General features: G+C 43.6%; 28 protein-coding genes and 3 pseudogenes. 29 read left to right on the top strand and 2 right to left on the bottom strand.

All coding sequences use genetic code 11. From position 1 onward, the window contains the following. The first annotated feature begins 17 nt into the window (after positions 1-17). The 5 genes and pseudogenes from JI667_RS06555 (at position 18) to JI667_RS06535 (ending at position 2,668) form a co-directional block, all read left to right on the top strand. Positions 18-479, top strand: coding sequence for a GNAT family N-acetyltransferase (locus JI667_RS06555; protein ID WP_206851344.1), 462 nt, complete (start codon positions 18-20; stop codon positions 477-479). Positions 480-503: 24 nt separating this feature from the next. Beyond that, a pseudogene (locus JI667_RS06550) lies at positions 504-1,187 on the top strand (HAD family hydrolase); the annotation flags it as partial. A 231-nt stretch (positions 1,188-1,418) separates the two neighbouring features. Then, complete coding sequence (locus tag JI667_RS06545; protein ID WP_206851340.1) at positions 1,419-1,625, top strand: hypothetical protein; 207 nt, start codon at positions 1,419-1,421, stop codon at positions 1,623-1,625. 66 nt (positions 1,626-1,691) lie between these two features. Beyond that, positions 1,692-2,088, top strand: a pseudogene (locus JI667_RS06540) (VOC family protein). Between the two features lie 37 nt (positions 2,089-2,125). Beyond that, complete coding sequence (locus JI667_RS06535) at positions 2,126-2,668, top strand: DUF402 domain-containing protein (protein ID WP_206851338.1); 543 nt, start codon at positions 2,126-2,128, stop codon at positions 2,666-2,668. A gap of 130 nt (positions 2,669-2,798) precedes the next feature. On the opposite strand, the gene JI667_RS06530 is transcribed toward JI667_RS06535, so the two are convergent. Further along, positions 2,799-4,499, bottom strand: coding sequence for a pyruvate oxidase (locus JI667_RS06530; protein WP_206851336.1), 1,701 nt, complete (start codon positions 4,497-4,499; stop codon positions 2,799-2,801). 116 nt (positions 4,500-4,615) lie between these two features. Here JI667_RS06530 and gpmA point away from each other — a divergent pair, with 116 nt between their 5' ends. The 4 genes from gpmA (at position 4,616) to JI667_RS06510 (ending at position 8,646) form a co-directional block, all read left to right on the top strand. Beyond that, positions 4,616-5,383, top strand: a complete 768-nt coding sequence (gene gpmA / locus JI667_RS06525) for a 2,3-diphosphoglycerate-dependent phosphoglycerate mutase (protein WP_206851334.1) — start codon at positions 4,616-4,618, stop codon at positions 5,381-5,383. Positions 5,384-5,668: 285 nt separating this feature from the next. Continuing rightward, positions 5,669-6,775 (top strand): hypothetical protein, encoded by a 1,107-nt coding sequence (locus JI667_RS06520; RefSeq protein WP_206851333.1) that lies wholly within the window; start codon positions 5,669-5,671, stop codon positions 6,773-6,775. Between the two features lie 331 nt (positions 6,776-7,106). Further along, positions 7,107-7,652, top strand: coding sequence for a sigma-70 family RNA polymerase sigma factor (locus JI667_RS06515; protein ID WP_206851332.1), 546 nt, complete (start codon positions 7,107-7,109; stop codon positions 7,650-7,652). Continuing rightward, positions 7,642-8,646, top strand: coding sequence for a hypothetical protein (locus tag JI667_RS06510; RefSeq protein ID WP_206851331.1), 1,005 nt, complete (start codon positions 7,642-7,644; stop codon positions 8,644-8,646). The genes JI667_RS06515 and JI667_RS06510 overlap by 11 nt, the downstream gene beginning before the upstream one ends. A 281-nt stretch (positions 8,647-8,927) precedes the next feature. On the opposite strand, the gene JI667_RS06505 is transcribed toward JI667_RS06510, so the two are convergent. Continuing rightward, a complete protein-coding gene (locus JI667_RS06505; RefSeq protein WP_206851330.1) occupies positions 8,928-10,154 on the bottom strand; it encodes a PD40 domain-containing protein in 1,227 nt (408 codons plus the stop codon). Between the two features lie 136 nt (positions 10,155-10,290). On the opposite strand from JI667_RS06505, the gene JI667_RS06500 reads away from it, so the two are divergent. The 20 genes and pseudogenes from JI667_RS06500 to JI667_RS06405 all read left to right on the top strand — a co-directional run bounded on the left by JI667_RS06500 (position 10,291) and on the right by JI667_RS06405 (position 26,064). Beyond that, positions 10,291-10,761, top strand: coding sequence for a DinB family protein (locus JI667_RS06500; protein WP_206851329.1), 471 nt, complete (start codon positions 10,291-10,293; stop codon positions 10,759-10,761). 115 nt (positions 10,762-10,876) lie between these two features. Then, positions 10,877-11,293 (top strand): MarR family winged helix-turn-helix transcriptional regulator, encoded by a 417-nt coding sequence (locus JI667_RS06495; protein ID WP_206851328.1) that lies wholly within the window; start codon positions 10,877-10,879, stop codon positions 11,291-11,293. Continuing rightward, entirely contained in the window at positions 11,284-11,622 is a 339-nt protein-coding gene (locus tag JI667_RS06490; protein ID WP_206851325.1) for a DUF3147 family protein, read from the top strand. The genes JI667_RS06495 and JI667_RS06490 overlap by 10 nt, the downstream gene beginning before the upstream one ends. Positions 11,623-11,778: 156 nt before the next feature. Then, on the top strand, positions 11,779-12,144 hold the full coding sequence (locus JI667_RS06485) for an ABC-2 family transporter protein (protein ID WP_206851324.1): 366 nt from the start codon (positions 11,779-11,781) through the stop codon (positions 12,142-12,144). An 81-nt stretch (positions 12,145-12,225) separates the two neighbouring features. Beyond that, positions 12,226-12,771: a GNAT family N-acetyltransferase gene (locus JI667_RS06480; RefSeq protein WP_206851835.1), complete on the top strand. Its 546-nt coding sequence runs from the start codon at positions 12,226-12,228 to the stop codon at positions 12,769-12,771. Between the two features lie 9 nt (positions 12,772-12,780). Further along, the gene (locus tag JI667_RS06475) at positions 12,781-13,221 is read left to right on the top strand and encodes a GNAT family N-acetyltransferase (RefSeq protein ID WP_206851321.1); all 441 of its coding nucleotides are present in this window, start codon (positions 12,781-12,783) and stop codon (positions 13,219-13,221) included. A 92-nt stretch (positions 13,222-13,313) separates the two neighbouring features. Continuing rightward, positions 13,314-14,045 carry an HAD family hydrolase gene (locus tag JI667_RS06470; RefSeq protein WP_206851318.1) on the top strand — a complete coding sequence of 244 codons (732 nt, stop codon included), beginning with the start codon at positions 13,314-13,316 and terminating at the stop codon, positions 14,043-14,045. Between the two features lie 308 nt (positions 14,046-14,353). Next, positions 14,354-14,719 (top strand): DUF4440 domain-containing protein, encoded by a 366-nt coding sequence (locus JI667_RS06465; RefSeq protein WP_414635225.1) that lies wholly within the window; start codon positions 14,354-14,356, stop codon positions 14,717-14,719. Between the two features lie 21 nt (positions 14,720-14,740). Continuing rightward, the gene (locus JI667_RS06460; RefSeq protein ID WP_206851314.1) at positions 14,741-15,586 is read left to right on the top strand and encodes a DinB family protein; all 846 of its coding nucleotides are present in this window, start codon (positions 14,741-14,743) and stop codon (positions 15,584-15,586) included. A 128-nt stretch (positions 15,587-15,714) separates the two neighbouring features. Then, positions 15,715-16,485 (top strand): Cof-type HAD-IIB family hydrolase, encoded by a 771-nt coding sequence (locus JI667_RS06455; RefSeq protein WP_206851313.1) that lies wholly within the window; start codon positions 15,715-15,717, stop codon positions 16,483-16,485. A gap of 15 nt (positions 16,486-16,500) precedes the next feature. Continuing rightward, positions 16,501-17,132, top strand: a pseudogene (locus JI667_RS23130) (histidine phosphatase family protein). Positions 17,133-17,144: 12 nt separating this feature from the next. Further along, a complete protein-coding gene (locus tag JI667_RS06445) occupies positions 17,145-17,519 on the top strand; it encodes a hypothetical protein (protein ID WP_206851311.1) in 375 nt (124 codons plus the stop codon). Between the two features lie 16 nt (positions 17,520-17,535). Next, positions 17,536-17,727 (top strand): hypothetical protein, encoded by a 192-nt coding sequence (locus JI667_RS06440; protein WP_206851309.1) that lies wholly within the window; start codon positions 17,536-17,538, stop codon positions 17,725-17,727. A 202-nt stretch (positions 17,728-17,929) separates the two neighbouring features. Next, positions 17,930-18,385: an NUDIX hydrolase gene (locus tag JI667_RS06435; protein WP_206851307.1), complete on the top strand. Its 456-nt coding sequence runs from the start codon at positions 17,930-17,932 to the stop codon at positions 18,383-18,385. Further along, positions 18,382-19,143 carry a hypothetical protein gene (locus JI667_RS06430; RefSeq protein WP_206851305.1) on the top strand — a complete coding sequence of 254 codons (762 nt, stop codon included), beginning with the start codon at positions 18,382-18,384 and terminating at the stop codon, positions 19,141-19,143. Before JI667_RS06435 ends, JI667_RS06430 begins: the two co-directional genes overlap by 4 nt. A 14-nt stretch (positions 19,144-19,157) precedes the next feature. Then, positions 19,158-19,718, top strand: a complete 561-nt coding sequence (locus JI667_RS06425; protein WP_206851304.1) for a GNAT family N-acetyltransferase — start codon at positions 19,158-19,160, stop codon at positions 19,716-19,718. Then, positions 19,693-20,190: a phosphoribosylanthranilate isomerase gene (locus tag JI667_RS06420; RefSeq protein ID WP_206851301.1), complete on the top strand. Its 498-nt coding sequence runs from the start codon at positions 19,693-19,695 to the stop codon at positions 20,188-20,190. The genes JI667_RS06425 and JI667_RS06420 overlap by 26 nt, the downstream gene beginning before the upstream one ends. A 391-nt stretch (positions 20,191-20,581) precedes the next feature. Further along, positions 20,582-24,673, top strand: coding sequence for a phosphodiester glycosidase family protein (locus tag JI667_RS06415; RefSeq protein WP_206851300.1), 4,092 nt, complete (start codon positions 20,582-20,584; stop codon positions 24,671-24,673). Between the two features lie 194 nt (positions 24,674-24,867). After that, positions 24,868-25,059, top strand: coding sequence for a hypothetical protein (locus tag JI667_RS06410; protein WP_206851289.1), 192 nt, complete (start codon positions 24,868-24,870; stop codon positions 25,057-25,059). A gap of 489 nt (positions 25,060-25,548) precedes the next feature. Further along, a complete protein-coding gene (locus JI667_RS06405) occupies positions 25,549-26,064 on the top strand; it encodes a hypothetical protein (protein WP_206851287.1) in 516 nt (171 codons plus the stop codon). Positions 26,065-26,066 lie beyond the last annotated feature (2 nt).

Genomic DNA, 26,066 nt, shown 5'->3' with positions numbered 1-26,066 from the left:
ATGCGAGGTGCAATGCGGTGGAAGTAAGACTGGCAGAGTCAAAGGACATAGAACAGTTAATCAAGATGAGATGGGATAATACGATTGAATTTGACGAAAGCAAAAAGCATGAGTCGTACGACGAGTTTGCGGAAGAATGCCGACGCTTTTTAGAAGATGCTCTAAGAAATAATCAGTGGTTCATTTGGGTTGCTGATGATCAAGGAACACTGGCGTCACATATTTACATTGAATTGGTCCATAAGGTCCCGAGGCCAGGAAGAATAACGAGACCATTTGCATATATGACAAACGTGTATACGATTCCTGAATACAGAAATGCTGGCGTTGGAAGTAAAGTGGCGCAAAACATAAATACGTGGATAAAAGACAGAGAATACGAGTTTGTAATCGTTTGGCCAAGTGATGAGTCGGTGAATTACTACAAGAAGAATGGTTACGTCCACTGTACTGAGCCTATGGAGTACTTTCCGACATAGGCGGATTTCAATGATTTACTCAAGAAAGGAACAACAAACATGACACAAGCACTCATTTTCGACATGGATGGAACACTCTTTCAAACAGACAAAATATTAGAAGCTTCTCTGGATGATGCCTTTGAACGGTTACGATCATTAGACCAATGGGATGAGGAAACACCGATCCAGAAATACCGGGAGATCATGGGTGTCCCATTGCCAAAGGTATGGGAAACATTGCTGCCCAACCATTCCTCAGAAGAAAGAGCTCAGACCGATGCCTTTTTCCTGGAAAGGTTAATTCTAAATATCAGGGAAGGAAAAGGTGCCCTATACCCTCATGTTCAGGAGGTTTTCAGCCATTTAATAGAGAATGATTACGTCATTTACATAGCCAGTAACGGGTTAGCTGAATATTTGAAAGCGATTGTCGATTACTATGGCCTGGACAAATGGGTGTCTGAAACTTTCAGTATTCAGCATATTGAATCAATGAATAAGTCAGATTTAGTCCGGCGTATTGTAGAGAAATACGAAATGACGAGTGGAGCTGTGGTAGGGGACCGGTTATCGGACATCCACGCTGGGAAGGACAATGGTTTGCTTTCCGTTGGCTGTCGCTTTGACTTTGCCCGGGAAGAGGAGCTTGCTCAGGCTGATGTGGTCATTGAGGATTTATTGGAATTAAAAACGCTGTTTCCTGGAAATAAACAAGGAATCAATTGAAATCGTTGAGAAGAATAATGAAAGATATGGGGAATGTACCGCTTACCGATTTATAATAACACCACCCGAAAAGCAGATTCTCGCATTACCCCGATGATCTTTCAAGACCTCAAACTCAAACCTGCTAGATATGAGTGCAGAGGTGAAGCTACAGTTATGAAATTGAATTTAGATGAATCTGAATGCAGGAATTTCTTTTTAGTGGATTAAATTTATGAATGGAGTGATATAGTGGGGGTTTATTATTTTGCTATTCTTTTTATCGGAGTTTTTCTGATCGTTGGAGCAGTTTTACAGGCGTTTAGGCAGGGGTTCATTCTAAAGCCAAAGGTGTTCTTCTATGGTTTAGTGGGTGCTGCGTTAATTGGATTTTCTATTTTTATGTTTACACCTGGAAGTGCGGATATGGTTGCTGATCTTTTAGGGTTGGCTAATTAATCAGATTAGAAGGGTTACTCACATTCAGCAACACTATAGTAAATAGTTGAAAGGGGTAGATCAACCATGGAAAAAGTCACACCATTTTTAATGTTTCAAAATGGAAATGCCGAGGAAGCAATGAACTTTTATACATCATTGATTGAAGATTCATCCATTACTAATATAGCCAAATATGGTGCAAATGAAAGCGGAGTTGAAGGGACGGTCATGCAGGCGACGTTCACGTTGAAGGGGCAGGAATTTATGTGCATTGACAGTAATGTGAAGCATCAGTTTGATTTCACTCCTTCTTTTTCTGTCTTTTTGACATGCGATACGGAAGAAGAACTTGAGATGATCTATGAGATTGAATGAAGGTGGTCAAGCGCTTATGCCACTTGGAGATTATGGATTCAGTAAGAAATTTGGCTGGCTGAATGACCGTTTTGGGGTATCATGGCAGATGAATTTGCCTAAATGATAAGTGAAGTGGAAGACGTTCTAGTGGAGGATCTTTAATGCTAAAAAGAAAGTTTGGTAACCGTGCCGATTGGAAGCGGGTAACAGAGAGAAAATACGCTCAAACCCGACTTAACACGAAGGAATTCCAAGGGTGCATCACTCTGTTAAATACAGTGAAAGTGAAGGAGCCATTAACCACCCGGTATGGAGACAAAGATATATACATCGTTGATAACGGATATATGTGGCTCCAGCACTTTCCCAGGGGGAAACATCATTCTCTTACTACTATGTTTGATGCGAGTGGGGAGATCGTACAGTGGTACATAGATGTATGCCTGGAAAATGGAGTGGATGATGGTGTTCCTTGGATGGATGATCTCTTCTTGGATATAGTGGTGCTGCCCTCTGGGGAAATCCTTCTGCTTGATGAGGGTGAGCTGGAGCAGTCATTTGAAAACAGACAGATTACTGTAAGCATGTATAATGTAGCTTTGAGAGAAAGTAGAGAGATTATGAAGCAACTGCAAAATGATGAATTTGTGTTGCTAAAACTTGCTCGAGAACATAAGAGAATATTAGAGAAAGAACTTACCTAATAACCTTAAATAGAAAAAGAAAATGGAAGTTAAGAAAGGTTAGCCCCCCTCCTCTAATATAAGAGGGACGGACCTTGATTCTCAATAAAATAGAGGGACGGACCTTGCATTGCAAGGTCCGTCCCTCTTCCTATAGTGGCGGAAGGTCAAATTTCCCTTCTTCAAACAGTTGTTTGAGCATGTGTTTGGTGTAGCCGGCTGCCTGGGAGAATTGGATTTTGGCAGGCATTGGTGCTTCGTCGGCGTCAACGACGACGTCGATGATGCATGGCTTTCTTTGTTGTATGGCTTTTTGGAGTGATGGCAGGATATCCTCCGGGCGTTCGACGCGGTATCCGACTCCACCGCAGGCTTCAGCGTATTTTGCGAAGTCAGGGTTCTGTAGGTTCGTGCCGAATTCGATATTCCCCATTACTTCCTGTTCGAACTTGATCATGGCAATCTTATGGTTGTTTAGAATCACGACGATGATGGGTAAGTCATATTTGACTGCCGTTACGAAGTCGGCCATGGTCATGGCGAATCCGCCGTCGCCGCAAATGGCAAACACCTGTCGATTGGGATAGGCGATTTGACCGGCGATGGCACCAGGCAGACCGCAGCCAAGCGTCGCGAGCCAGCTTGAGATGACAAAGGATTGATTGGTAATTGGGAAGTGTCGCGCCATCCACACCGTTACGTTTCCAACATCCACAGACAGGATGGCATCATCGGAAGCAACTTCTTTCAATGCATGAATCAGTCGCTGAGGCTTGAGAGGAACCGATCCGTTCTCTTCTTGTGCCTCTAGCTTCTCCCACCATTTGTTCGTTCGTTCCTGATTTTTCTCGAGAAATTCCCGATTTTCATTTCTTGCAACATGCTCAGTCAGCCATTTAAGGGAGGTACCGGCATCACCTGCAAGACCGACATCCACCGGGTAGCGCTTCCCGATTTGGGTGGGATCGATATCAATATGAATCGTCTTGGCACTGTCAGGCAGGAACCCCGTGAACGGGAATGAAGTACCGATCATCATGAGCATATCGGCTTCCTGCATGGCTTCATAAGAAGGCTTGGTCCCGATCAGACCGAGACCTCCTAAACAATACGGATGTTTATCAGGGATGACCCCTTTACCAGGGAGGGTCAACACGATCGGTGCCCCGACTCTTTCAGCAAAGGATAATAATGTTTCCCGATGCCCATGAACCCCTTTTCCGGCAAGGATGATCGGCTTTTCAGCTCCCTCAATGATCTCTTTCGCTCTTAGTAAATCCTCAGGAAGCGGTGAGATGTCTTGCTTTACAGCAAAATGGGCCGTTACGCGAGCTTCATTCCCCACTTCAAAACGGGGTATGTCATCCGGAATCGTCAGCACGGATACCCCTTTTTTCGCATAGGCCGTCCGGATTGCTTGATTCACAACGGCAGGGAGCTGCTCAGCAGACATGATGCGCTGATTATAGACGGCGACATCGTCAAACATCCTCTCAAGGTTCACCTCTTGAAAGGAGTCCGTCCCTAACAGGTCCGTTTCCACTTGGCCGGTGATGGCCAATACTGGAGCTTTATCGAGCTTGGCATCATACAGGCCGTTCAGAAGATGGATCGCCCCTGGACCGGCAATCGCCGTGCAAACACCCAGTTTCCCCGTTAATTTTGCATACGCAGCAGCGGCCAATGCCCCTGCTTCTTCATGTCTGACTTGAATGAACTTAATTTTATCCTGTTTCTTCCGAAGTGGTTCAATAATCGAATTGATGGAGTCACCCGGCATACCGTAAATATGGTCGACTCCCCATTCGATCAAGAGTTCAATTAATTTTTCACCAGCGTTCTGTTTAAACATCACACCGTCTCCTCTCCAAAATTGGTTAGTCTTATTTTGGTACAATACTTCCTAAATTACTCAATATTTCTAATCCAACATGCACATACTGAAAAAAACGACCTGGGGTGGTATAGATGAAGAAGCTTGTGTTGATCCGACACGGCGAGAGCCAATATAATCTTGAAAACCGGTTTACCGGCTGGACCGATGTGGATTTGACCGATGACGGCTATAACGAGGCTAGAAAGGCAGGAGCGGTCCTGAAGCAACACGGGTTTGATTTTGATGTTGCCTACACATCTGTCTTAAAACGTGCCGTCCGGACATTGTGGATCACTTTGCACGAAATGGATCTGGTATGGATCCCCGTCCATAAATCATGGAGATTGAATGAACGGCATTATGGTGGTCTTCAGGGACTGGATAAAGATGACGTGACGGAGAAATTTGGAGAAGAACAGGTGCATGAATGGAGACGATCAGCGGATATCCGGCCACCAGTGATTTCAGAAGAGGGTCATCAAGGGAATCTTTCTGATCCCAGATATGCATCTGTACCTAAGGAGGATATGCCCTTATCGGAAAGCCTACTTGATACGGAAAAAAGGACACTTGTCTATTGGCATGAAGAAATTGTCCCGAGCATCCGGAACAATCAGCGTGTCATCATCTCAGCGCATGGAAATACGCTCAGGGCACTCGTTAAATATCTTGATCACATACCTGACGACGGAATCGTCAGCCTCAACATTCCAAATAGCATCCCCCTTGTGTATGAATTGGATGACGAATTGAAGCCCATCAGGCACTATTATCTGGATGATGAGGGAGAGGTACCCCATGAGAGAATTCCTCGGCATATGGATTTGGATGATAGGGAGAATTGGGATTGGATGGGGTGAGTGCATTTGAACGGATCTAGGTACTTGATATGTTCAAAGAAGAAGATGAACGATAAACCAAAAGCGAAATGGTCAGTGGCCCAGGCTGCTGACCGTTTTCTTTATCATTATATAGTCATGTTCCAGCTACCCTTATATTATTATTTTAAATGAAAAAGATCTAACCTTGTCTAAATAAGACTACTTTTGTAAGCGCATTCATTTTTGTGCGACATTGTATTGAAAATTCTGATTATTAACTTATACTGAATATTGTAACAAAAATGATATTCGGAGGTTGATGATTTGAAGAAGTTCCGCCAGGTTTTTATCAGTATGATTTTGCTGTTTGTGATCGTTCCTTGGTTTCCTGCCCCCACTTTAGCTGCCTATGATGGACAAACCCTGGACACCGGTATCTACTGGTTCGGTTCGGGAAATGTTTCGCAAAAATTTATTGATGGGCAGTCGAATGCATACTTCAATGCAAACAGGCCAACTGTCATTTACATTCACGGTTGGCAAAATGGTTCCACCGCATACTTGAAACGTGAGTCATTCAATCCTAAACAAAATGATCCAATCAATGGACCGGACGTAAACACTGTGGACTACTGGGTTTCAAAAGGCTGGAACATAGGGATCTTCTATTGGAGTCAGCTCGCAGACGAAAGTGAAGTGAAGGATGCTGAAGCTAAGATTTGGTCAACCTCCGGCCCACAGGGCATGCGTTGGCGGAAGAAAGACGGAACATACAGCACAGAGGGATCACCAACCGTGTCAGCGGCCCAGGTGTTTGTCAATACGTACAAACAAGCCATGCAGGGCTTCACCGGAAGCGAGGTACGCCTCGCGGGACATTCACTTGGAAGCCAAATGGTCACAAATGGTGCTAAATTGATCAGCGACCAGGTGGACAGCGGTAAGATGGCATCAAACTTGAGGCCGAAGCGGGTAGCTCTCCTTGATCCGTTTTGGTCAAAAGATGGAAAAAGCTATTTAGGCGGTAAATGGACCGGAGAACTCTCCCGTGAATACGTCACGCAGTTGAAAACAAAAGGGGTGGTATTTGAACAATATAAGTCAAGTGCCATCACCGATGTAGGACTCGGAGACAGTAATAACGGTATGACCCAGCTGACGGCGTTCGCCGAGCTGAAGCCCTGGTATGTATCTGCCTTCGACCAAGTCGGCAAGCACGGTGCAGCACGTGATTGGTACTTCTATTCCATGAGCTCCGCGGCACCGCTCGAAACTAGGAATGGTGTAGCCACCGGGCTGACCGGACCTTCTGCCGCCACGGCTACCACTCGCATTCAAACGATGATGAACTCCAATAACAGATGGTACCAGAATGCAGGACAGTACAGTTCCAATCCTGCTGATGATAAGTTCGAGGTGACTGCGCGCTAATCTGAGGTCTACAACTTGTTATGAGAGTCCAATGTGAAAACATGTGGGCTCTTTTTTTGAGAGTTCTTTTATAAGAGGGGTTATGACTGAGTTTATCAGTGAGCATCCATGGACCATCACGATGGGAAAGCCTTCTCCGATGATTTTATGATGAATAGCCATGAAAATCCCCTCCTTCTAATCAATTAAAAGTATATGTTATTTTCTGGATTAATCAAAGGATACTCCGCTATGCTTGTTGAATGCAGTTAAGGATAGTTTTTTCTGGAAAAATTGAAACCAGAATCTGTTTGATTCGTCTTAGCATTAAAGGGAATGAGGTGAGGATCGTGTGAGGAAGGTCAAGAATGCAGAGAACTCAGACCGTGATGCGTGGCTTGAAAGCATCATGGATGAGTACGGAGAACGGCTGACGAAATTGGCTTATAACTATGTGAAAGACTGGAGTCTGGCTGAAGACATCGTGCAGGAAGTCTTCGTTACATGCTTCAGACATTATGAAAAAATAGATGAGATTCATTCATTTAAAGCGTGGATCTATCGACTCGTCATCAATCGGGCGAAGGATGTCCTGAAGAGTTCGGCGTTTAAGAGAGTGGTGATGAATTCGAGCCTGTTTTCTGTTTTTACTTCACAGGAAGCGTTACCGGAAATGAGTTTAGTGAAACGAAGTGAGGAAGAGGTTCTTTCAAAGAGCGTTCTGGACTTACCCCTTAAATATAGGGAAGTGATTATTCTTTATTATTATGAAGAATGTTCCATCGATGAGATACAAGGGCTATTGGGCCTTAACGGAAACACAATCAAAACAAGGTTGAATAGAGGCAGAGGGAAGCTCAAAGAAATAATGGAAAGGTGGGAACAGGATGGAACGTAAGCTTGCTGAGTTAAAGAGAGCAATGGATACTACGACGCATAAAGGCCGGCATTTCACGGATATCCAAAAAAGCAAGATTCGTCATGCCGTTCACAATCCAGTGGCAAATAAAAGCCCAAATCCACTCATTATTTACATCATGACGGCTGTGGCCCTTTGTCTAATTGGCTTCTTTGTTTCAACAGAACTGTGGGTGAAGGAGAGTGGCGGGAGTAACGGGGGTCGGGATCCGTGGAAAGTCCATCACGAGTATAAAGAGAATGACAAAGTTTTATTTAGCATCTTACCTGACCCCGAGCTGCAGGCGGGTAAGGCATATGGATATATTTTTAGTTTCAAAGAACCTTTTGACACGTATAAAGGAAAAGAACTCTCTATTTCTGCGATTCAAAAAAATACAGGAGAACGAGTAGAAGTGGTGGCCCCTCAAACAATCACACAGCCTTCAAAGGGGTACTCAAGCTTGCAGCGCTTCACCACTAGTTTTCAGGTTCCTGATAGCGGGATATGGAAATATGAAGTCTACCTTGACGACAGGGGGTACGGTGAAGTGGTGGTCAACGTAAATGAAAACGTGGAGCCCCATGTCACGTTACCTGATGATATCCCTTCCTACGTTCAAGAGAGTGATGTTGATGCGATCAATTGGGATCAAAAAGCGACCACCTTTGGACAGAATATGATCGGGAATGAAGGGAAGTCCGGTATCATCGGGGCCGATATGCCAAGCCTGTCCGGTCAAAAATGGATGTGGCATCTTTGGAATACGGACGCTTCAGATCTGACTGTTGTTGGTTATCATAAAGACTCAGGTACCGTATACCCCGTATTAGATAATGGTGAGAGTTGGACGATCCGTCTCGGCGGGAAGAATAACGGTGCGGATGTTCATGCTCCGTCGTCTGTGACGATTCCTAAAAGCGGAGAGTGGGCGTTTTTGTTGTATGCTGATGGCGAATTGTTTGATGTGGTTGTGATGGAAATTACTCATTGAGAGTTGAAATTAATGTTTAGTACTCTGTTTTTCCGTTATGATTGTCTGTTTTAGCTAGAAATAGGGGCCGGGACATGCCACAGGGTTGGTTTTTTTATCTTTTATCTTCTGGAAAGGAGAATCATGCGGGTTTTGAAAGAAATCATGCCAAATGAAAGATAATCGAGCGAGATCTGGATTTTTCATGTGAGAATAAGAATAATCATGCGAGATTACAAATAATCATGCCGGGATGTCGAATTTTCTTTAAACGAAAGCACATCCCGCGCAAGATGTTTGAATCAACCTGTGTAGAAAACAACCTTCTCAACATCCCGAATCCATTCCCCAGCTTCAGCCCCATCCGGATTCCCGATCCAAAGATCCCTTTTCATATCAGTAAGAGATGTACCCCTTAACCAAACGAGTTTACCAATGGATGGGATATACTGCGGGGCATAATCACCGAATCCTTCAGGGGGACTCGTAATTTTTATTTGTTTCTTTGAAACCATATTCAAGGTGTAAAGAGCAGGCAGCGGGTGCTTGCTGAAATCGTTTGTCCATGCCTGTTCCTTAAGTCTCGAAACCACAAGCGTCTTATCGGACATCCAGTCAAAATCAAGATCAGCGTAATGAGCGGGTGTATACGTTCCTGAAACCGGCATTTCCTTTACCTTAAGGTCCTTATTTTTAAAACCGAATACGATTCTCCCACCGCCTGCGATGTAAGCTAACGTATCTGTTGAAGGTGACCATTTTGGCTGGCCGACATCCAAAATCATCTCGTCCAACACCTCGAAATTTTTCCCGTCTTTATCAATGGCACACACCATATTGCTGTCCATGGACCACGAAGCGGTTGGAGACACAACGAATGAAATCCACTTGCCGCTCGGCGAATAGGTGAGTTGCTCGGCATAGACCGCAATCAGTTTGTTTTGATCATTTGTACCGATTTCCCGTGGGAGAGTAAAGAATGGCTTCACTCCTCCAAAAAGAACAATATCCTCATAGTTATCGCCGACTTTCTTTATGAACAAGGACGCGCTAGACCATCCATCCGGATTGAGGGTTCCAGATGATGATAGAAGGAATCCACTGCCGTCCGGAAGCCACGTGTAGTCACTGACCCCGGTGGCGATGTTGTAGAATCGGTTGAGGTCTGAAATATCTAAGATTCCGTTCTTTATATAGGAGAGATGGTTTTTATGGGGAGCCCATTCCGCCGAATGGCCGCTATCCGAAATTCTCTTCTTATTACGGGTTTTGAGATTGTATGTCCATAGCTCAGACTGCCCCTCAGTGGAAGCCTCTACTTGATAGGCAAGCCACGTGCCGTCTTTTGACCATTTGGGCGGAGAGTGGATATTTCCTGAATTCGTTATTTGTTTTTCTTTATTATTTTGTAAGATCCACACATCACCATTTCTGATAAAAGCAGCTATTACCTGACTTTCCACAGATGCGGAGGAGGCTGCAGGAAATAAAAGAGTAAGGATAACGCTGATGAGGAGGGCTTTTTTCATTGTGATTCTCCTTTACTGATATTCTCTTACTATTTTCCAGGATGGCTTACATTATGTGTAGCGTGAAATAGAGGAGTTTATTCCTTTATGGTGAAGTACTATTGGTGGAAGATCATTTTGAAGGAGGAAGATGAAAATGACTCGAACGGACCTGCTCTTACGAATGCTCGACACGACATACGACCAGGAAAGCTGGTATGCCCCATTCAAACCGGCAATCGAAGGGCTCACCGCAGAACAAGCTTGTTGGAAGCCGGACGGGGAAGCGACCAAAACGATCTGGGAAAATGTGAACCACCTGATTTACTATAAAGAGAGATTGACGGCCAGGTTGGAAGGGCGTGAATGGACAAACACTCTTGACGGCAATGATACCTTCTACCTGACTGAACAAGTTCATGACGATAAGGAATGGCGCGAAGTCGTTGCACGTGTTGAAACCGCACATCGAGGATTAAGAGAAGCGCTCAGAAAAACAACAGAAGCAAAGATCGAAGAAGATTCTCTCGAAGAAAAGCTTCTGGATATCATGCTTCATGATGCGTATCACACGGGGCAAATCATGCAGTTGAGGAAGATGCAGGGTTCGTGGCCGTCGCAGAGATGAATATGGTTGGAATGCTGGGGATCTAATAAGGATTCTCAGCTTTTTTATATATTAATAATTGTTTTATATCGTTTGTTACGATATAATCTTCATAAACGATATAAGAGGTGTGGCTATGAATGATAAAGCGAAGTTACTAAATCAATATTGGACCGATATTTATTTCCACCTGCACTATCCCCATCAAGATAAGATCTCTCACCAGGTGGTACGTATTCTGCAACTTGTTGACAAGAAATCAGATGTTGGAGTAAATGAAATCTCATTAAGCCTGCAGATCTCTCACAATACTGCATCAGAACATGTAAAGAGAATGATTGGAAAGGGGTATCTAAGGAAAGGGAGAGACCCCCTTGATGAACGAAGAGTAATTCTGAGCTTAACAGAACAAGGTGAAAAAGTCCTACATAGGAATACAAGCTTGGATGAAAAGAAATTGGCAAAGATTCTGGAACAGCTGAACGGCGAAGAAGAGAAGCTTGTAAAAGAGGCTCTTCAACTATTAAGTCAGAGGGCGAAAGAATGTATGTAATGGCAAAAATAATTGCATCTGCAGTCGTGATAGGTGTGGTAACTGAAATTTCCAGAAGATTTCCTTCATATGGCGGAGTGATTGCAGCATTGCCTTTAGTAAGTTTATTAAGTCTAATATGGTTGTACATCCAAGGAGAACAAACCACTGAAATTGGCAAATTTGCATTAGGCGTGCTTTGGGGATTTCCGGCCATCGCGATTCTTTTAGTCATCGTTTATATTGGGGTTCAGCACTCAATTAACTTATTTTTATCTATTGGAATCGGAGTATGTGGGTGGGGGATGTTTTTATTTTTGCAAGACCTTGTGTTGAAAAAAATCTTATAAACCAGTGATACTTAACTAGAGGGATGGACAGACTCTTCACTAAAATAATCTACCCCCTCTAAAAAAGTCACCAACTCATTCAACGTCCCCAACGACTTCAAACCCTTACTTATCTCCGTCATAACGGGAGCAGTCTTTTTCCATTTTGATGAGTTGGTGCCTCTTCATTTCATTCAGTTTGTCCTTTTGTTATCGTGCTCCCTCATCATCAGCTACTCCTTCAGAATGTGGATCGGCACATTATCTTTCTGGCTCGGAAGAACTGGCGGTGGCTTTATCCTGTTTTCGAGTATATGGACGATGGGAAAGTATCCGGTTGATCTATATCCATCGATGATTAAGTGGCTGCTCTATACCCTGGTTCCTGTTGGTATTGTGGCAGCTGTTCCGACGTATGCTCTGTTTCATGGGGTTTCATTGGTTCAGATGGTGGGATTGTTATTGGTGACTTTAATAGTCTCGCTATTTACGAGATTCTTTTGGATGAAAGGGCTGGGGAGGTATTCAAGTGCTACTTCTTGAAGTTACCTATTGTTAGGAATTAGAAATTAATGGATAATGGTTTCAGAGTATATTGAGAACAAGTCCAAGGAGTGGATCAATATCATTATTCGCCCTATAGAATTTCACATTCGTCATCTACCTTATATCATAAGGTCAGCAAGAGAAGAAGATGCTCGGAAACTGTCAGAAGTCCGGCTCCAGGCAGACGGGGAAACCGAAAACATGGACAGGGAAAGAGGAGAGGCGTACATAGATGAAGAGGGCTTCATTCAACTCATCAAAGAAGATTCAGAGAGTCCGAGAAATCTCTTCCTGGTTTGTGAAGTCGGGGACAGGATTGCCGGTTTCTCCAGATGTGAGGGGACAACACTAAAGCGGGTCGCTCATAAGGTAGAGTTTGGGGTATGCGTACTGCAGGAATTCTGGGGATACGCTATCGGGAAAAATCTATTAAAAGAGAGCATGCGCTGGGCAGATGACAACAACATCAAGAAAATGACTTTGAATGTGCTTGAAACCAATGAAAAAGCCATCATGCTTTATAAGAATAACGGTTTTGAAGTTGAGGGAGTTTTGAAAAGAGATAAATTATTATCGGATGGGCGTTACTACGATACCTTGGTGATGGGACGGTTTCATTCGTAAGGAGTGATTATGGTGAATCTGACTTTAAAGGAAATCAATGCTGACAACTGGGAGGAATGTATAACCCTGTCTGTTTCTGAACTTCAAAAGGATTTTGTGGCAGATAACGCTTATTCATTGTTGCAGTCAAAATACGTAGTCGATCAATATCCCCTGGCCATTTATGATGGGGAGGATATGGTAGGGTTTGTCATGTATGGGATAGACCTTGAAAGCAAGCGGATGGAAATGAGCCGGCTCATGATTGATCAGATACATCAGGGAAAAGGGTATGGGAGAACCGCAACACAATTGCTTTTGGAACGGCTGACACTTGCATACGGAAGTATTGAGCTATTCACAAGTGCTGAACCGGAAAATGAGAGAGCGATTGGGCTGTATGAGAGTTTGGGGTTTGAGAAGACGGGTGAAATAATGTGGGGGGAAGTTGTGTTGAAGAGACAGCTTTAGTATTCAGGTATTCAACGTTGTTCATACTCCTCGTTTCTCACCCATAGACACAACTTGAATTCTGTAAAACATTTCGAAGGGATGATAAGCCAATGAAAAAATATAGCCTTCTTTTATTTGACCTGGATGACACGTTGCTTGAAAATACCTCATGGTTTGACGATGGGCTGGTTCAGACTCTTGCCGAACACCCAAAGACAAAGGGAATGGATGAACAACAATTTCTGAAGAAAATAAAACAACCTCCAAGATCTCTAATCGATAAACTTGTAAGTGGTGAACTAACTACATTTGAATTTAAAAGAGAAAGATGGAAGAGTGCTCTTGATTCCTTTGAGGTGAAAGTAGACATTGAGGAAATCGATCAGCTTGAATCACTTTTTCTTAACGCAAGTATGAACTGTATTACTGCCGATGAGCCCGTATTAAATTTGATGAATGAACTGAAGAAGAATTATGAAGTAGGAATTGTTACAAACGGACTTTATGACCCTCAGCAAAAAGTAATCAACATGGGATTAGGGGATATCTTCACTCAAAATAAAATCATTCATGCAGAGCCATTAGGTATTAGAAAGCCTGATTCAAGGATTTATACTATTGCTCTAGAAGCATTTAATAAGAAACCTGAAGAGACGATATTCATAGGTGACTCGTGGACGCATGATGTAGTTGGACCCATGGAGGCCGGAATGGAAGCGATATGGGTCAATTTTAGAGAGGAAGAAAAACCAACGGACCATACTCCGTATGCCATTGTGTCTTCTATTATGGAAATAAGAGATATTTTGGTGAGTAGCAGTGGGCATTCACATAACTTGTAGAAGCAATACGGTTAATGAGATTCGGGTTAGAACAGAGTTGGATTTTTTGATAAGAAAGTATATTTAAAGAATTATTTCTTTACAAGGTTGTCATCATTAACGAATCTGCCTATTATCTCATCATCAATTGGCTCGAACTTAATGAACTTTCTGTATTGCTGGAGAAAAGCGAGTACGAACAAGTAGTGAATTGTTTACAGAGAGATCAATATAGATGGATTTATCACATTGTTGTCTCGATTCACGACGTTATAAAGGAGGTTCTAGATAAGTATGGGATTCATTAGACAAGTCGAAAGGAGAAAAAGATAGTGGTAAATGAAGAACTAAAAAAGAAACTTCAACAACTGGAATTGGATCTCTTAAAACCTGAAATCCGTGCATCCAAAACAGAGCTTACCCGGATTCTTGCAGATGATTTTTTTGAAATAGGCAGTTCCGGTAAGATTCTTTATAAAGATGAGGAAATCAGTGATGGAGGCATAGGGTCAGTACGGATGACAATGGACCACTTCGACATCCATCCCTTATCCGATGAAATCGTATTGGCTACCTATAGAATTTGCAATGAGGAAATGCAGCAACACTCATTAAGGAGTTCCATTTGGAAAGTGATAGATGAAAGATGGCAGATGGTTTTTCATCAGGGTACCAGGGTTAGTAATGAACGTTAATCTATTTATAGGGGTGAAAATATGCTACGTGCAAAGCCAAGATTGGTTTTAAAGGTGGATGATCTTGAACGGTCTCTTTCATTCTATCGTCAAGTATTTGGTTGGAGTGAGGAGTGGCGAAAGGGATCTGTTGCCCAGTGGAATTTTCCAAGTGGGGGAGCTATATTATTTTCAGAGGGTGACAATGTTGATTTCAAGCAGTATACGGATGTTGCGTTTGTAAAACCTGATCCCGGGCAGCGATTTTATATAATGGGTGAGGAAGTGGAGAAACTGAAGGAGACATTCAAGGGAGAAGAGCTTGATTTTGAACTGGAAGTAGATCCCGGGTTTGGTCAATTAATCATGGTAAAGGATCCAGATGGCTACATTGTCTCCCATTGGGAAGAACTGTTTATGGCAGATAAAGAGATACTGTCTCTTTATCAAGATGGAATCGAAAGGATTGATACCGCTCTAAAGGGACTATCTGAAGCTGATTTAGATCTGGTTAGGGCTGAAGGGAAATGGTCCATCCGCCAAACCGTTCTGCACTTCATTGATTCGGATCTCACGATGTTCCATCGCATAAAGTTTGCCCTTGCTGAAGATGGCAGGAATTATAAAAACAATCCATACGATCCTAATGAATGGGAATCGGGTACCCATTATACACATCGATCTATTGAGACGGAAGTTGCCTTGTTTAAATTGATAAGGCACCACATACTCAATCTTTGCGAGAGTATACCTGACCCCCTTAATAGAAAGATTCAAACAGAAGACCAGGGTGAACTCACCGTCAGGAGAATGATCAAAATGGTAGCAGGTCATGCTAAAGGTCATCTTGAACAGATTGAAGAAACAAGGAACATTCATCATGTGTGAGGAGTGGAGAAGCTTATCCCTATCGAAGGAGAAGCTTCTTCTTTTTACAACTAATCATTGAGTTGCTGTCAGTAAACTGGAATAATTGGAATTGTCAGTAATAAGACTGTTGGTACAGGAGGAAACAAATGAAGTACAAAATCGTTTTCTTTGACATCGATGGAACGATTACACACCACGAAACTGGAAACATATTAGATGAAACGAAAGATGCCATACGGACTCTAAAGGACAAAGGGTTCAAACTGGTGGCAGCAACAGGCCGGCCATTATCCATGTGCGGGGAAATAAAAGACTTAGGAATCGATACGTTCATCACAGCAAATGGCGGATATGTGAAACATGGAGAAGAAGTCATTCATAAGGTTCCCATGGACCGGAATCTGGTGAAGGAGATTGTGGGGTTTGCCCATGGCAAGCATGGACTTTCTTTCTATACAGAACGTTTCAGTATGAATGGGGTAGAGGAAGAAGAAATAGCCAGGGCATTGAAGGAAACGTTGTCGTTGGATGAATATCCAGAGAGGGACGATCTTATTGGTGAACAGGATGTCTACTTGATGTGTTTATTTGCACGTGATGAAGTGGTGAAATCCTATCAGCAGAAGTTTCCACACTTAACCTTCAGAAGATGGCACCCATACGTTTTAAACGTATTACAAGAAGACGTATCAAAGTCACTGGCCATAAAAAAAGTATTAGCATACTACGGTCTTCATCCATCAGAAGCCATCGCTTTCGGTGACGGGGACAATGATGTGGATATGTTGGAATTGGTGGGCCTTGGTATTGCCATGGGGAACGGTAGTGACAAATTGAAAAGGGTAGCGGATTATGTGACCAAAAAATCCAGTGAAGATGGAATCACGTTTGCATTGGAGAGGTTTGGTGTTATCTAGTTCATGCCTGCTTAAATGGAGTGGATTGGTTTGATAACCTTATATATTACAAGACACGGAGAAACCGAATGGAATACGGAAAAAAGAATGCAGGGGTGGAGTGATTCAAATCTCACGGTAAAGGGAGGGGAACACGCAGCACTGTTAGGAAACAGACTGAAAGAGGTCTCGTTCGATGCCATCTATTCAAGTCCAAGTAAAAGAACGGAACTGACGGCAGGCTTAATAAAGGGCGACAAGGATATCCGATCACTCTGGATGAGAGACTGAGGGAAATCAATATGGGGATTTGGGAGGGAGAAACGGTTTCACATATTAAGGATCATCATCCAGATGAGTTTCACTCATTTTGGAATACCCCCCACCTATTTCAACCACTTGGTGGGGAACGCTTTGAGGAGGTGAAGGCCAGAGTATTGAATTTCATTAACTCGATTCGTGAGATCCACGGTTCTGGGAATCTCTTAGTCGTTACCCACTCTGTTGTCATCAAGACATTATTAGCTTATTTCAAAAACCTTCCCTTAGAGAGATTATGGGATCCACCATTCATTCACGACAATAGTCTTACGGTCGTTGAGCTATTGGAAGAGGGATGCGAGATTGTGATGGAGGGGGATTTATCACATAGGGAATATTCTAGTTAAGGGGATGAGTATATGCTGAAGAAAATACTTTTCTTAGTTGGAACGATACTTCTCTTAGCAGCCTGCAGCACGAAAGATTTCTCTTTCTCGGGTGAATCTGATCACTGGCAGGCGGACCTGACCGTCAACCAGTCCAGTGATTTTGAAAAACAGGATTTTGTGTTGAAGTACAAAGGGGATGATATTGATTCTGTGGGGAAGGTTGCTTATGACGTAGAAGAAATTGGTGGATTTGGCAGAACGGGTGAGATCCTTGAAGAGAACGGTGTGATCCGCGACAGCAGTGGATCCGGTCCCACCAATGCCAAAATGAGTGAAGATACTGAGGTTGAGGTCACGGTGAAGTGGGATGGTCAGAAGGAAACATTTACTTTAGCAAAAGATTAAAAGAAGGTTGGATTGTATGTCAGAGAAAACGTTTCACATGAGATTGTGGCTGATAGCCGTACTGGGCTCAATCTCCTTGTTTATAGTGACGAAGTGTATCTGGAAAGAAGTGTCGGATGTATTCTTACTGGTTTATTTAATTGTTGGATTTCTGGTGAATGCTGTTATTTCCAAAATCAGAAATCTGAGGGCGGGGAAGCAGTGGTAAAGAATATTCGACAAACAGGTTAAATAATTTTGAATCAGGTTGAATTATGACTATTCCGGATAAATTAGTTTGATAACAAGTTGAATCATTTCAAAGTCGGATAAATAGTTGTTCAAACTGGTCGAATTCGTGTAATTGGCTGGTTTTTTCAAGTCAATTGCACCCTTACTTCGTCATGATTCATGTCATAAGGAGGGAAATCATGAACTACGTCAAAGATCTGCGAAAACTTGTAGGTACCAGACCCTTAATTCTCCCTGGGGCTGTCGTCATCATCCTAAACGAACAGCATGAAGTCCTTCTTCAGCACCGGACCGATGGTGGCTGGGGACTCCCCGGAGGATTGATGGAGCTGGGTGAAAGTTTAGAGGAGACGGCAAGGAGAGAAGTGAAGGAAGAAACTGGTCTTGAGGTCGGGGAGCTGACCCTGGTCAACATCTTCTCCGGACAGGATTATTATTTCAAGGTATCGAATGGGGATGAACTGTATTCCGTCACCGCTGTCTATGTCACAGAGGACGTGAGCGGAAAGATAGAAGTGGATGAAACGGAATCGGTTGCAGTCCAATTTTTCAAACTGGATGACCTGCCGGTAGGGTTAACGGATGAATATAAAAGATATCTCATATCATACATAAAATCAGGGGTGCAAGCATGATTGCTTCAGATAGCATTTTAAACACATGGAACAAGTTTAATGATTTCCCAATGGAGACATTAACGAAAGTCTGGTTTTATCAACAGGGAAGCGTGATGAAACAACGTGATGTCTCTCTCATGCGTGAGCATCGGGAACAGTTCGGGATGTCCGGGAATTGTTTCGATCTTGCACTCTGGTTACTCGATGAGTTTAAAAGGGATGGGATCGAGGCGTACCCAGTTGGTCATAACCTTGGTTCTGAAGAGGCCCACGCGGCCGTCATTGGGCTGAATGAAAAAGGGGAGCGATATCTTTGTGACCTTGGCGATCAATGGTTGAATCCAATATTACTAGATACGAAGAGTCCCCAGTATATTAAAGAAAAATTAGAGGGTTTCTTTCCAGCTGCAGGGGTGCAGGTTCTCGATCACCCTGCAGGAATCGAAATCCATTATCATCGACCGAATGGGAAGGTATCCGGACAAGTTTTCCAGACTGAACGAATTGATATGGATACCTTCCTGAAGGCAGCGGAACATTCTCAACATTTGATAAAGAACCACCCATTACTGGAGTGCAGGATCCCGTACAAATCAGAAATCGCTCACTGGAAATTTTATAACTGGGAGAGTTTTCTGAGTACAACAGAAGGTCTTATGAAGGATACAAAGCTTGAGATGGTGGAAGAATGGGCTGAAAGAATTCATGGGAAAACGGGATACAACGAAATTATTTTAAAAGAAATATTAGACCACTACAGAAGCATTCGAGTTTGAAAGGGAATATGCAAATGAAAACAACACAAGGTCCAAACGTAACATTAAGAGAACTAACAATGGATGATGCAGAAGACCGGTACCTATGGTGCCTGGATAAAGAAGTAACCAAGCACTTGAACATGCCAGCCAAATATCCTCCCTTCAGCCGGGAAGAAACCCTTGCCTGGATTGACATGTGCATCAACAAATCCAATGGATATGAACAAAAAGCAATCATGATGGAAGATGGCAAACACATCGGATGGATCGATTTGAAAAATATTGACCGCTTAAATAAGCATGCAGAACTGGGTATCGCAATCGGGGATAAAAACTACTGGGGCAAAGGTTACGGATTGGGTGCCATGCGTGAAATGCTTCATTGGGGATTCGAGGAACTCGGGATGAACAAGATTTGGCTCAGAGTGGAGATCGATAATGAAAAAGCCATCAAGTCTTATAGGAAAATGGGATATGTGGAAGAAGGCATATTAAGGCAGGACAGGTTGAGAAACGGAGAGTTCGTGGATCGGTTACGTATGAGTATTCTTAGGGAGGAGTTTTTCCATGAAGGCAAATCATCAAAAGTATAATGAATTCATTGAAATTGCCAGGAAGCTAAATGGTATTGGCATTACACCACTACTGATGGGCTCGGTCGGATTGGAAGTGGTCACCGACAGGAGTTGGGACGCACAGGACCTCGACATACATGTGCCCGGTGATAAGAGGGGCTGGGAAGTTCCTGCTGAAACATCCATACATAACTGGAGTGAGATTGTAGAGATCATGGAGTCAATGGGCTATACGCTGATTGATCTGCATGAACATGAATTTTCGAAGGAGGGGCAATCTGTGGAATTCGGAATCATTAACACGTTGCCGGACTTCTCTGGGGTGAGAATAGAAGATTTAGAGATTCATCGAATAGGAGAAGTGAACTATTATCTGTTGAATCCGGAGCAGTATTTACGTGTGTACGAGGCTTCCTCCAAAGACAGCTATCGGGCAGATCAGAATAATCATAAGGATTTGGGGAAGATCGAGTATTTGAAAAACTCTTAAATCATATATGTTACAGTAAATATAAGACAAGTCCTAAATACTGGAGGTTTCTACATTCTTATCTCTTTCTTTAGGTGCACTGCAACCTGCTGCTAATTCCATGACTGACACTAAGATCAATAATGTTATAGCTAGTTTCTTCATACTTAACTCCCCCTTACTTGTCTTTACGGATAGATATGGGAATGGTTTCAATTTTATGAAGCTGAAAATCGCGAACCGGATTTTCAGCTTCTTTTCTATTGTTATGAAAGTAACGGGCCCTATTGCCCCTTTTTATTTCATTGTCGAAAAATTACAAATAATTTACTTTTCATTAAACATTTTCCGTTATGATAAACGTGTCTAATGCTGATGGATTTTAGCGAATGCGAGATTGGGAGGCTTAAAGATGAGGAGATTCAAGAAGAAGGTTTGGCCAGTGGTTTTATCCATTGCCGTCGCGGGAAGCGTCATTTTACCGAATATGGCAGAAGCGTTGGGAGAGTTTGACCTCCAGTCACAGGTAGTGCAGGTTCCTATTAACGAGTACCGTGCTGATCTTGCTCCAGGTGTCATGGAGAAGCATTACAGCTTTGAGGGAAGTGACGGGAAGAAGATTGAGAGTTTTGTAGTGGATGTGGATATACAGAATCCGAGTGTCTCCATTGAAGCGGGAACTCCGAATGACGGGACGGCGTTTGGACTTCAGCCTGTCAGGCAGCGGGGAAGTGCCGCAGATGGGGAGAACCATAAAGTGGTGGCTGCCGTGAATGCCGATTTTTATAATATGGCCACAGGGGAACCCACAGGCATTGTGTTCAAGGATGGAAAGGCTATCAAATCTCAGCTTCGTCAGGGGTGGGGATTCTTTGGTGTGAAAAAGTCCGGTGAAGCCGTCATCGGAAGCACGGCCGAGTATGATGGGGTCAAGGATGATTTGCAGGAAGCCCTCGGTGGGAATGCGATCCTCGTCAAGAACAGTAAAGTCTACCAAACTCCCCAAACGGGAGCGGATAAAGAGCCTCGGACGGCTGTCGGAATCAAGGCTGATGGAGATGTGTTCTTCGCAGTGATCGACGGCAGGCAGGAGCCGTATTCCAGCGGCATCTCCATGCCTGATCTAGCTCAACTGATGATTGATTTAGGGGCGGTTTCGGCTCTCAACCTGGATGGTGGAGGGTCCTCTACTTTTACCACCCGTACACTCGGAGGGGATGATCTCGAGGTTGATAATATGCCTTCTGACCGCGGTGAGAGAAGTGTGGCCAACTCATGGCTGGTAGTGTCAAAGGAGCCTTCGGATCATCTCTTCCATTCAGCCTACGTCTCCCCTTATGACACATCCTTCACTCCTGGATCTACCGTCCAGTTCAGTGCAAAAGGGAGAGATAAGGCGATGGCATCTGCTCCTCTGCCAGACTCTGAGCTGACGTGGGAACTATCAGATCCGTCATTTGGAACCATTGATGAAAATGGGGTCTTCCAATCAAACGGAACAACAGGTCAGTTGCACGTCGTGTTGAAGCATCAAGGGAAAGAGGTGGGTAAAAGCATCATTGAAATGGCCACACCTGATGCCATCTCTTTTTCTTCACCGGAACTGACAGCAGCCAGAAACAGTGACATTCCATTGGGATTGACCACCACATTTGAAAAGCGGGTAGTCGATTGGAACCTTGAGGACATCGAGTTTGATATTCCAGAAGGACTGGGTACGATTGATGAGGAAGGTGTCCTCCACACGAAAGACCAAAGTGCAAAAGGAACGATTACAGCCCGATTGAAAAATACCGACCTGAAAGCTACTGTGAAAATTGCAGTAGGGACGCTTCCAAAAGTGTTGTTTGACTTTGAGAGTGATTTAGGTACGTGGAAGACTTCGACGGCGAATCGGGGAGAGAAGGGGACATTGAATCTATCAACCTATCCTGCTCCGGTCCGATTTGGAGATTATTCATTAAAGCTTGACTTTGATTTCATCGATGCCCAAACCGGAACGACCCTTGGAGTGTATGCCGGGCCGGGAGTGAATACGGAGATTGAAGGAGATCCACAGAGCATTGGAATGTGGGTGTATGGAACACCTGAAGCCGAGGGGTATTGGCTTAGAATGATGATTGTGGATGGAAACAATAAGAATCAAACGATTAACCTTACCGGTGAGAAGCCGGGGATCGATTGGACCGGATGGAAATACATCGAAGCCGATATCCCGGACTCTTTTACAGGGCCTTTTAAACTATCTGGCACGCAAGCAATCCGAATGATGTCCACGAAGTCCGGTATAACAGGACCTATGACAAAGGGATCTCTCTATGTCGATAATATCCGTGCGGTTTACGGAGAAAAAGTCGATGATTTATATCCACCGGTCATCGAGTCCGTTAATGCAGAAGAGAAGGAATATACAACGGGCTCAGTGAATTTAAAAGCAAACGTGCATGAGTATGAAGACGATCCATTCAAAACAGGTATCGATTGGGATAAGATCAAATGGTTTGTGGATGGTAAGGATTACTCCAAGCGAGAGGGCCATTTCTCTTATGACATGGACGGCTCTATGTCCCTGAGCGGATTACAGTGGGCAGATGGTACCCATCAATATACCCTGATGGTGCCTGATAAATTTGGGAACCAGTCGGTGAAGACGGGCTACTTTACCGTGAATACTGGAGCTGCCAAGATTGAGATCATGCAGGATCAAGAAAAAGCACTCTTAGGGGAGGCATTGGAACTGACGGTGAAAGCGACCAATCCAGCTGATATCTCTGAATCGATGTTGAAACTGCAAGTGGATAAAACGTTCCCAGTGGCTGACGTTACATTCGGAGAAGGATTCACGGGAAGTACATTCAACTATGACAGTGAGTCGGGACTTCTTACCATCCATCTGATGAATAACGGGGAAACAGAAAATACAGCCGATGCGGCAAAGATCCACATCTCCATTCCACCATCAACAGGGGAAGGCAGCAAGCTGAACGTAGACATGACACAGGGGGAAATCGCCTATGCCCAGCCTGTTGAAGAGACGTTCATCTCCACCTATTCAATGAAGCCTTTAAGTGTTGAAGTGGACGCAGCGTTAGAAGTGGAAGCAGATCCAATAGTATTAGGTAAACCTACAACGATGAAGGTAATGGATCAGGAGGGGAATCCTGTAAGCGGAGCAGAGATCTTCGCCTCTACCGGAGATGAGCCTTTCTCGCTTGGGAAAACGGGGGAAGACGGATCACTCGTTGTGGATTCCATTACAAATGAAATAAGTGACATCACCCTTTACTCTGTAAAAGACGGTCACTATTCATTTAAGCTTGATACACAAACCTATCCGGCATTAGTGGAAGGAGAAGAGCTGAAAAATATCATCTCGCCCACAACAGAGGATCCTTATAAAGACAAGACGTTCACTTGGATGTCCAGTCCCCTTGGCAATGAAGAAGCTCCTTTCATCCAATATGCCAGGAAAAAGGATTACGACAAAAAGGGGGACAAGAGCCTAAAAACGGAAAAAGGCTCGTGGAGCGATGAGGTGTTCAATGGAGAACTGGACATTACGAAGAATGGCATCGCTCGGGTCAATCAAGTCACCCTGAAGAAACTTAAACAGGACACGACATATGTGTACCGGGTAGGAAACGGAGAAATCTGGAGTGACATGCAGGAATTCACCACGTTAAAACGAAGCCATTCCTTCGAATTTGCCGTACTGGGTGACACACAATCGCCGTCGGACTTGAGTTTGTTTGATCAGATCCTATCGAAGGTCAACGACCAGGACCCGGCGTTTATGATCCACGTTGGCGACATGATCGATGAAGCTTCTAAATTCAATCAATGGGATGACACATTAGGGATTATGAGTCAGTATGAAAACATCCGAACCACGAATCTTATCGCGGCTCTCGGGAATCATGAATACATGGGAGACAATGACGCAAGTCTGGCCAAAGCGATTCTTGGCTCACCTGAGAATGGCCCTGATGCTGACAAAGGTGGTACGTATTCGGTTGATTATCAAAACATGCACATCAGTGTGCTTGGATTTACCAGTGACAGTGAAGTACTGGATCAACAACTTGAATGGCTGAAGACAGACATGAAGAATTCGGATAAGCCTTGGAAAATCCTTGTGACCCATAAGCCTCCTTATTACACTAATCCATTTGGAGGCAATGAAATCATGAAGGAAAAGCTGCCTCCAGTGGCCGATGAACTCGGGATCGACATCGTCTTCTCCGGACACGACCATGCGTACGGCCGGACGAAGAAACTTAAAGATGGCCAAGAAGATGAAAATGGAACCGTCTATGTAGTGGCCGGGACCACCGGCAGAAAGCACTATGATGCAGTGGCAGACGAGAAATTTGAATACGTCAATATGGAAAACATCGCCGTGTATATGAGTGCGAAGGTGGAGAAAGATACCATCACCTTTACGACCCGTACATCCGATGGTGATGTGATTGATGAATTTTCGGTTTTGAATGAGGAGTACTAATCTTGTTAGAAAGCGGGAAATGGTGGGTCAAGCATCCTAAAGCAGGGTGCTTGACCTTTTTGTGTTACATAAAGAAAAGTCGATATGGGGGGATATTATTTGGAAAACAGGGTGATTCCAGATAAAAAAGTACCCGCTAATAATGGATATTTATGTTAAAATGAATGCACTTATTATTTTCTGGAGGAAGAATCATGAACGATGTTTCAAAAGGTCTCCTATTCGTATTAGGAGGGATTGTCTTCATGCTATTATCTTTTATTCTCCCGCTCCCGACGCCACTGTGGGCGGTCGTCCTGAGTGCGAGTATCGTACTAAACTGTACGGGGACTGTGTTTCTGATCAGGTTCAATAAGAGTTCTGATGGGAAGAAGGATTTGGGATAGAGGAGTGAGCTGAGAGGTTCACCCATTTACAGCAGAGGCTCAGTTTTCGGGTGCATTTTTTTAAGGGACAAATTTATGATGATAGACAGTAAGAGTTCGGGAGATCAGGTTAAGTCCTAGAGTTGATCAATAGACGGAGTAATTCCGCTTAATTAGTCATCGCGGTAAAAAAAGGAGTAAATAGACGGAAAAATTCCGCCTATTTCCTTAAAAATACAAAATATCGGAAATTTTTCAGTCCATAAGCGGAAAAACTCCGGTTAATTACCTCAAAACACGTTCCATTCTAAATTTAACCGGAGTAATTCCGCTTATTTCTGTTAGAGGTTCTTCAATAAAAGAGTGCGCTGAAGGATTGTGCATTCCTCATAAAGAAACACGCCAACTGGTGCGAGTTCTATTTTTTTACAATTTCCAAAAAACATCGAACCCTTTTGCTGGTTTGCTAGTAATAATAGTAAATCATTAATAGATAAAGGGGGAGAAGAGTTGAATAAGTATAATTTACTAATCATGTTTGGACTTTTGGCTCTAGTGCTCAGTGGATGTGCTGCTTCAAAAAAAGAGGTGAAAATCGCAGGCTATGTGAAGACGGTCGGCAATACCGTTTCAGTTAACGGGACTAGCATCCTGGAAGCAGACTCAAAGATTAAGATAGAGCTGAAGGATATTGAAACGGATGCCGTTCTGGAGGAAGCTGTGGCAAAAGTGAATAAGGACCATACTTACAGTGCAAGTTTCAAAAGAGATGAAAAAGCCGAAGAACATAAATTAGTTGTCACGTTTAATCCAGATGACCAGCCTGACGCTATACAGAACATTTACGGTCGCCATGGTGAGAATATCCGGGAGGGATCACCGGGCTTGGTAAGAATCCGTAAAGACGGCGATGAATATGCATGCATACAAATGTTTGATTTTATTTATAAGGTTGAGAAAGGGAGTCCGAGACAAAACACCTTCTTGCTGGATTACTTTAATCATCCCGGTGGCGGAGGGGAGTGAGT

The sequence above is a fragment of the Bacillus sp. NTK074B genome, assembly GCF_017303375.1.
GTDB lineage: Bacteria > Bacillota > Bacilli > Bacillales > Bacillaceae_B > Rossellomorea.
The sequence above is the reverse complement of the archived record's forward strand: the minus strand, read 5'-3'. Positions and strand labels throughout refer to the sequence as shown.

Excerpts from the sequence above, each read along its gene's own strand:
- JI667_RS06535 (WP_206851338.1), top strand. The coding sequence starts at position 2,126 with ATGCTAAAAAGAAAGTTTGGTAACCGTGCCGATTGGAAGCGGGTAACA.
- JI667_RS06530 (WP_206851336.1), bottom strand. The coding sequence starts at position 4,499 with ATGTTTAAACAGAACGCTGGTGAAAAATTAATTGAACTCTTGATCGAA.
- gpmA (WP_206851334.1), top strand. The coding sequence starts at position 4,616 with ATGAAGAAGCTTGTGTTGATCCGACACGGCGAGAGCCAATATAATCTT.
- JI667_RS06510 (WP_206851331.1), top strand. The coding sequence starts at position 7,642 with ATGGAACGTAAGCTTGCTGAGTTAAAGAGAGCAATGGATACTACGACG.
- JI667_RS06505 (WP_206851330.1), bottom strand. The coding sequence starts at position 10,154 with ATGAAAAAAGCCCTCCTCATCAGCGTTATCCTTACTCTTTTATTTCCT.
- JI667_RS06500 (WP_206851329.1), top strand. The coding sequence starts at position 10,291 with ATGACTCGAACGGACCTGCTCTTACGAATGCTCGACACGACATACGAC.
- JI667_RS06495 (WP_206851328.1), top strand. The coding sequence starts at position 10,877 with ATGAATGATAAAGCGAAGTTACTAAATCAATATTGGACCGATATTTAT.
- JI667_RS06490 (WP_206851325.1), top strand. The coding sequence starts at position 11,284 with ATGTATGTAATGGCAAAAATAATTGCATCTGCAGTCGTGATAGGTGTG.
- JI667_RS06475 (WP_206851321.1), top strand. The coding sequence starts at position 12,781 with ATGGTGAATCTGACTTTAAAGGAAATCAATGCTGACAACTGGGAGGAA.
- JI667_RS06470 (WP_206851318.1), top strand. The coding sequence starts at position 13,314 with ATGAAAAAATATAGCCTTCTTTTATTTGACCTGGATGACACGTTGCTT.
- JI667_RS06460 (WP_206851314.1), top strand. The coding sequence starts at position 14,741 with ATGCTACGTGCAAAGCCAAGATTGGTTTTAAAGGTGGATGATCTTGAA.
- JI667_RS06455 (WP_206851313.1), top strand. The coding sequence starts at position 15,715 with ATGAAGTACAAAATCGTTTTCTTTGACATCGATGGAACGATTACACAC.
- JI667_RS06445 (WP_206851311.1), top strand. The coding sequence starts at position 17,145 with ATGCTGAAGAAAATACTTTTCTTAGTTGGAACGATACTTCTCTTAGCA.
- JI667_RS06440 (WP_206851309.1), top strand. The coding sequence starts at position 17,536 with ATGTCAGAGAAAACGTTTCACATGAGATTGTGGCTGATAGCCGTACTG.
- JI667_RS06435 (WP_206851307.1), top strand. The coding sequence starts at position 17,930 with ATGAACTACGTCAAAGATCTGCGAAAACTTGTAGGTACCAGACCCTTA.
- JI667_RS06430 (WP_206851305.1), top strand. The coding sequence starts at position 18,382 with ATGATTGCTTCAGATAGCATTTTAAACACATGGAACAAGTTTAATGAT.
- JI667_RS06425 (WP_206851304.1), top strand. The coding sequence starts at position 19,158 with ATGAAAACAACACAAGGTCCAAACGTAACATTAAGAGAACTAACAATG.
- JI667_RS06420 (WP_206851301.1), top strand. The coding sequence starts at position 19,693 with ATGAAGGCAAATCATCAAAAGTATAATGAATTCATTGAAATTGCCAGG.
- JI667_RS06415 (WP_206851300.1), top strand. The coding sequence starts at position 20,582 with ATGAGGAGATTCAAGAAGAAGGTTTGGCCAGTGGTTTTATCCATTGCC.
- JI667_RS06410 (WP_206851289.1), top strand. The coding sequence starts at position 24,868 with ATGAACGATGTTTCAAAAGGTCTCCTATTCGTATTAGGAGGGATTGTC.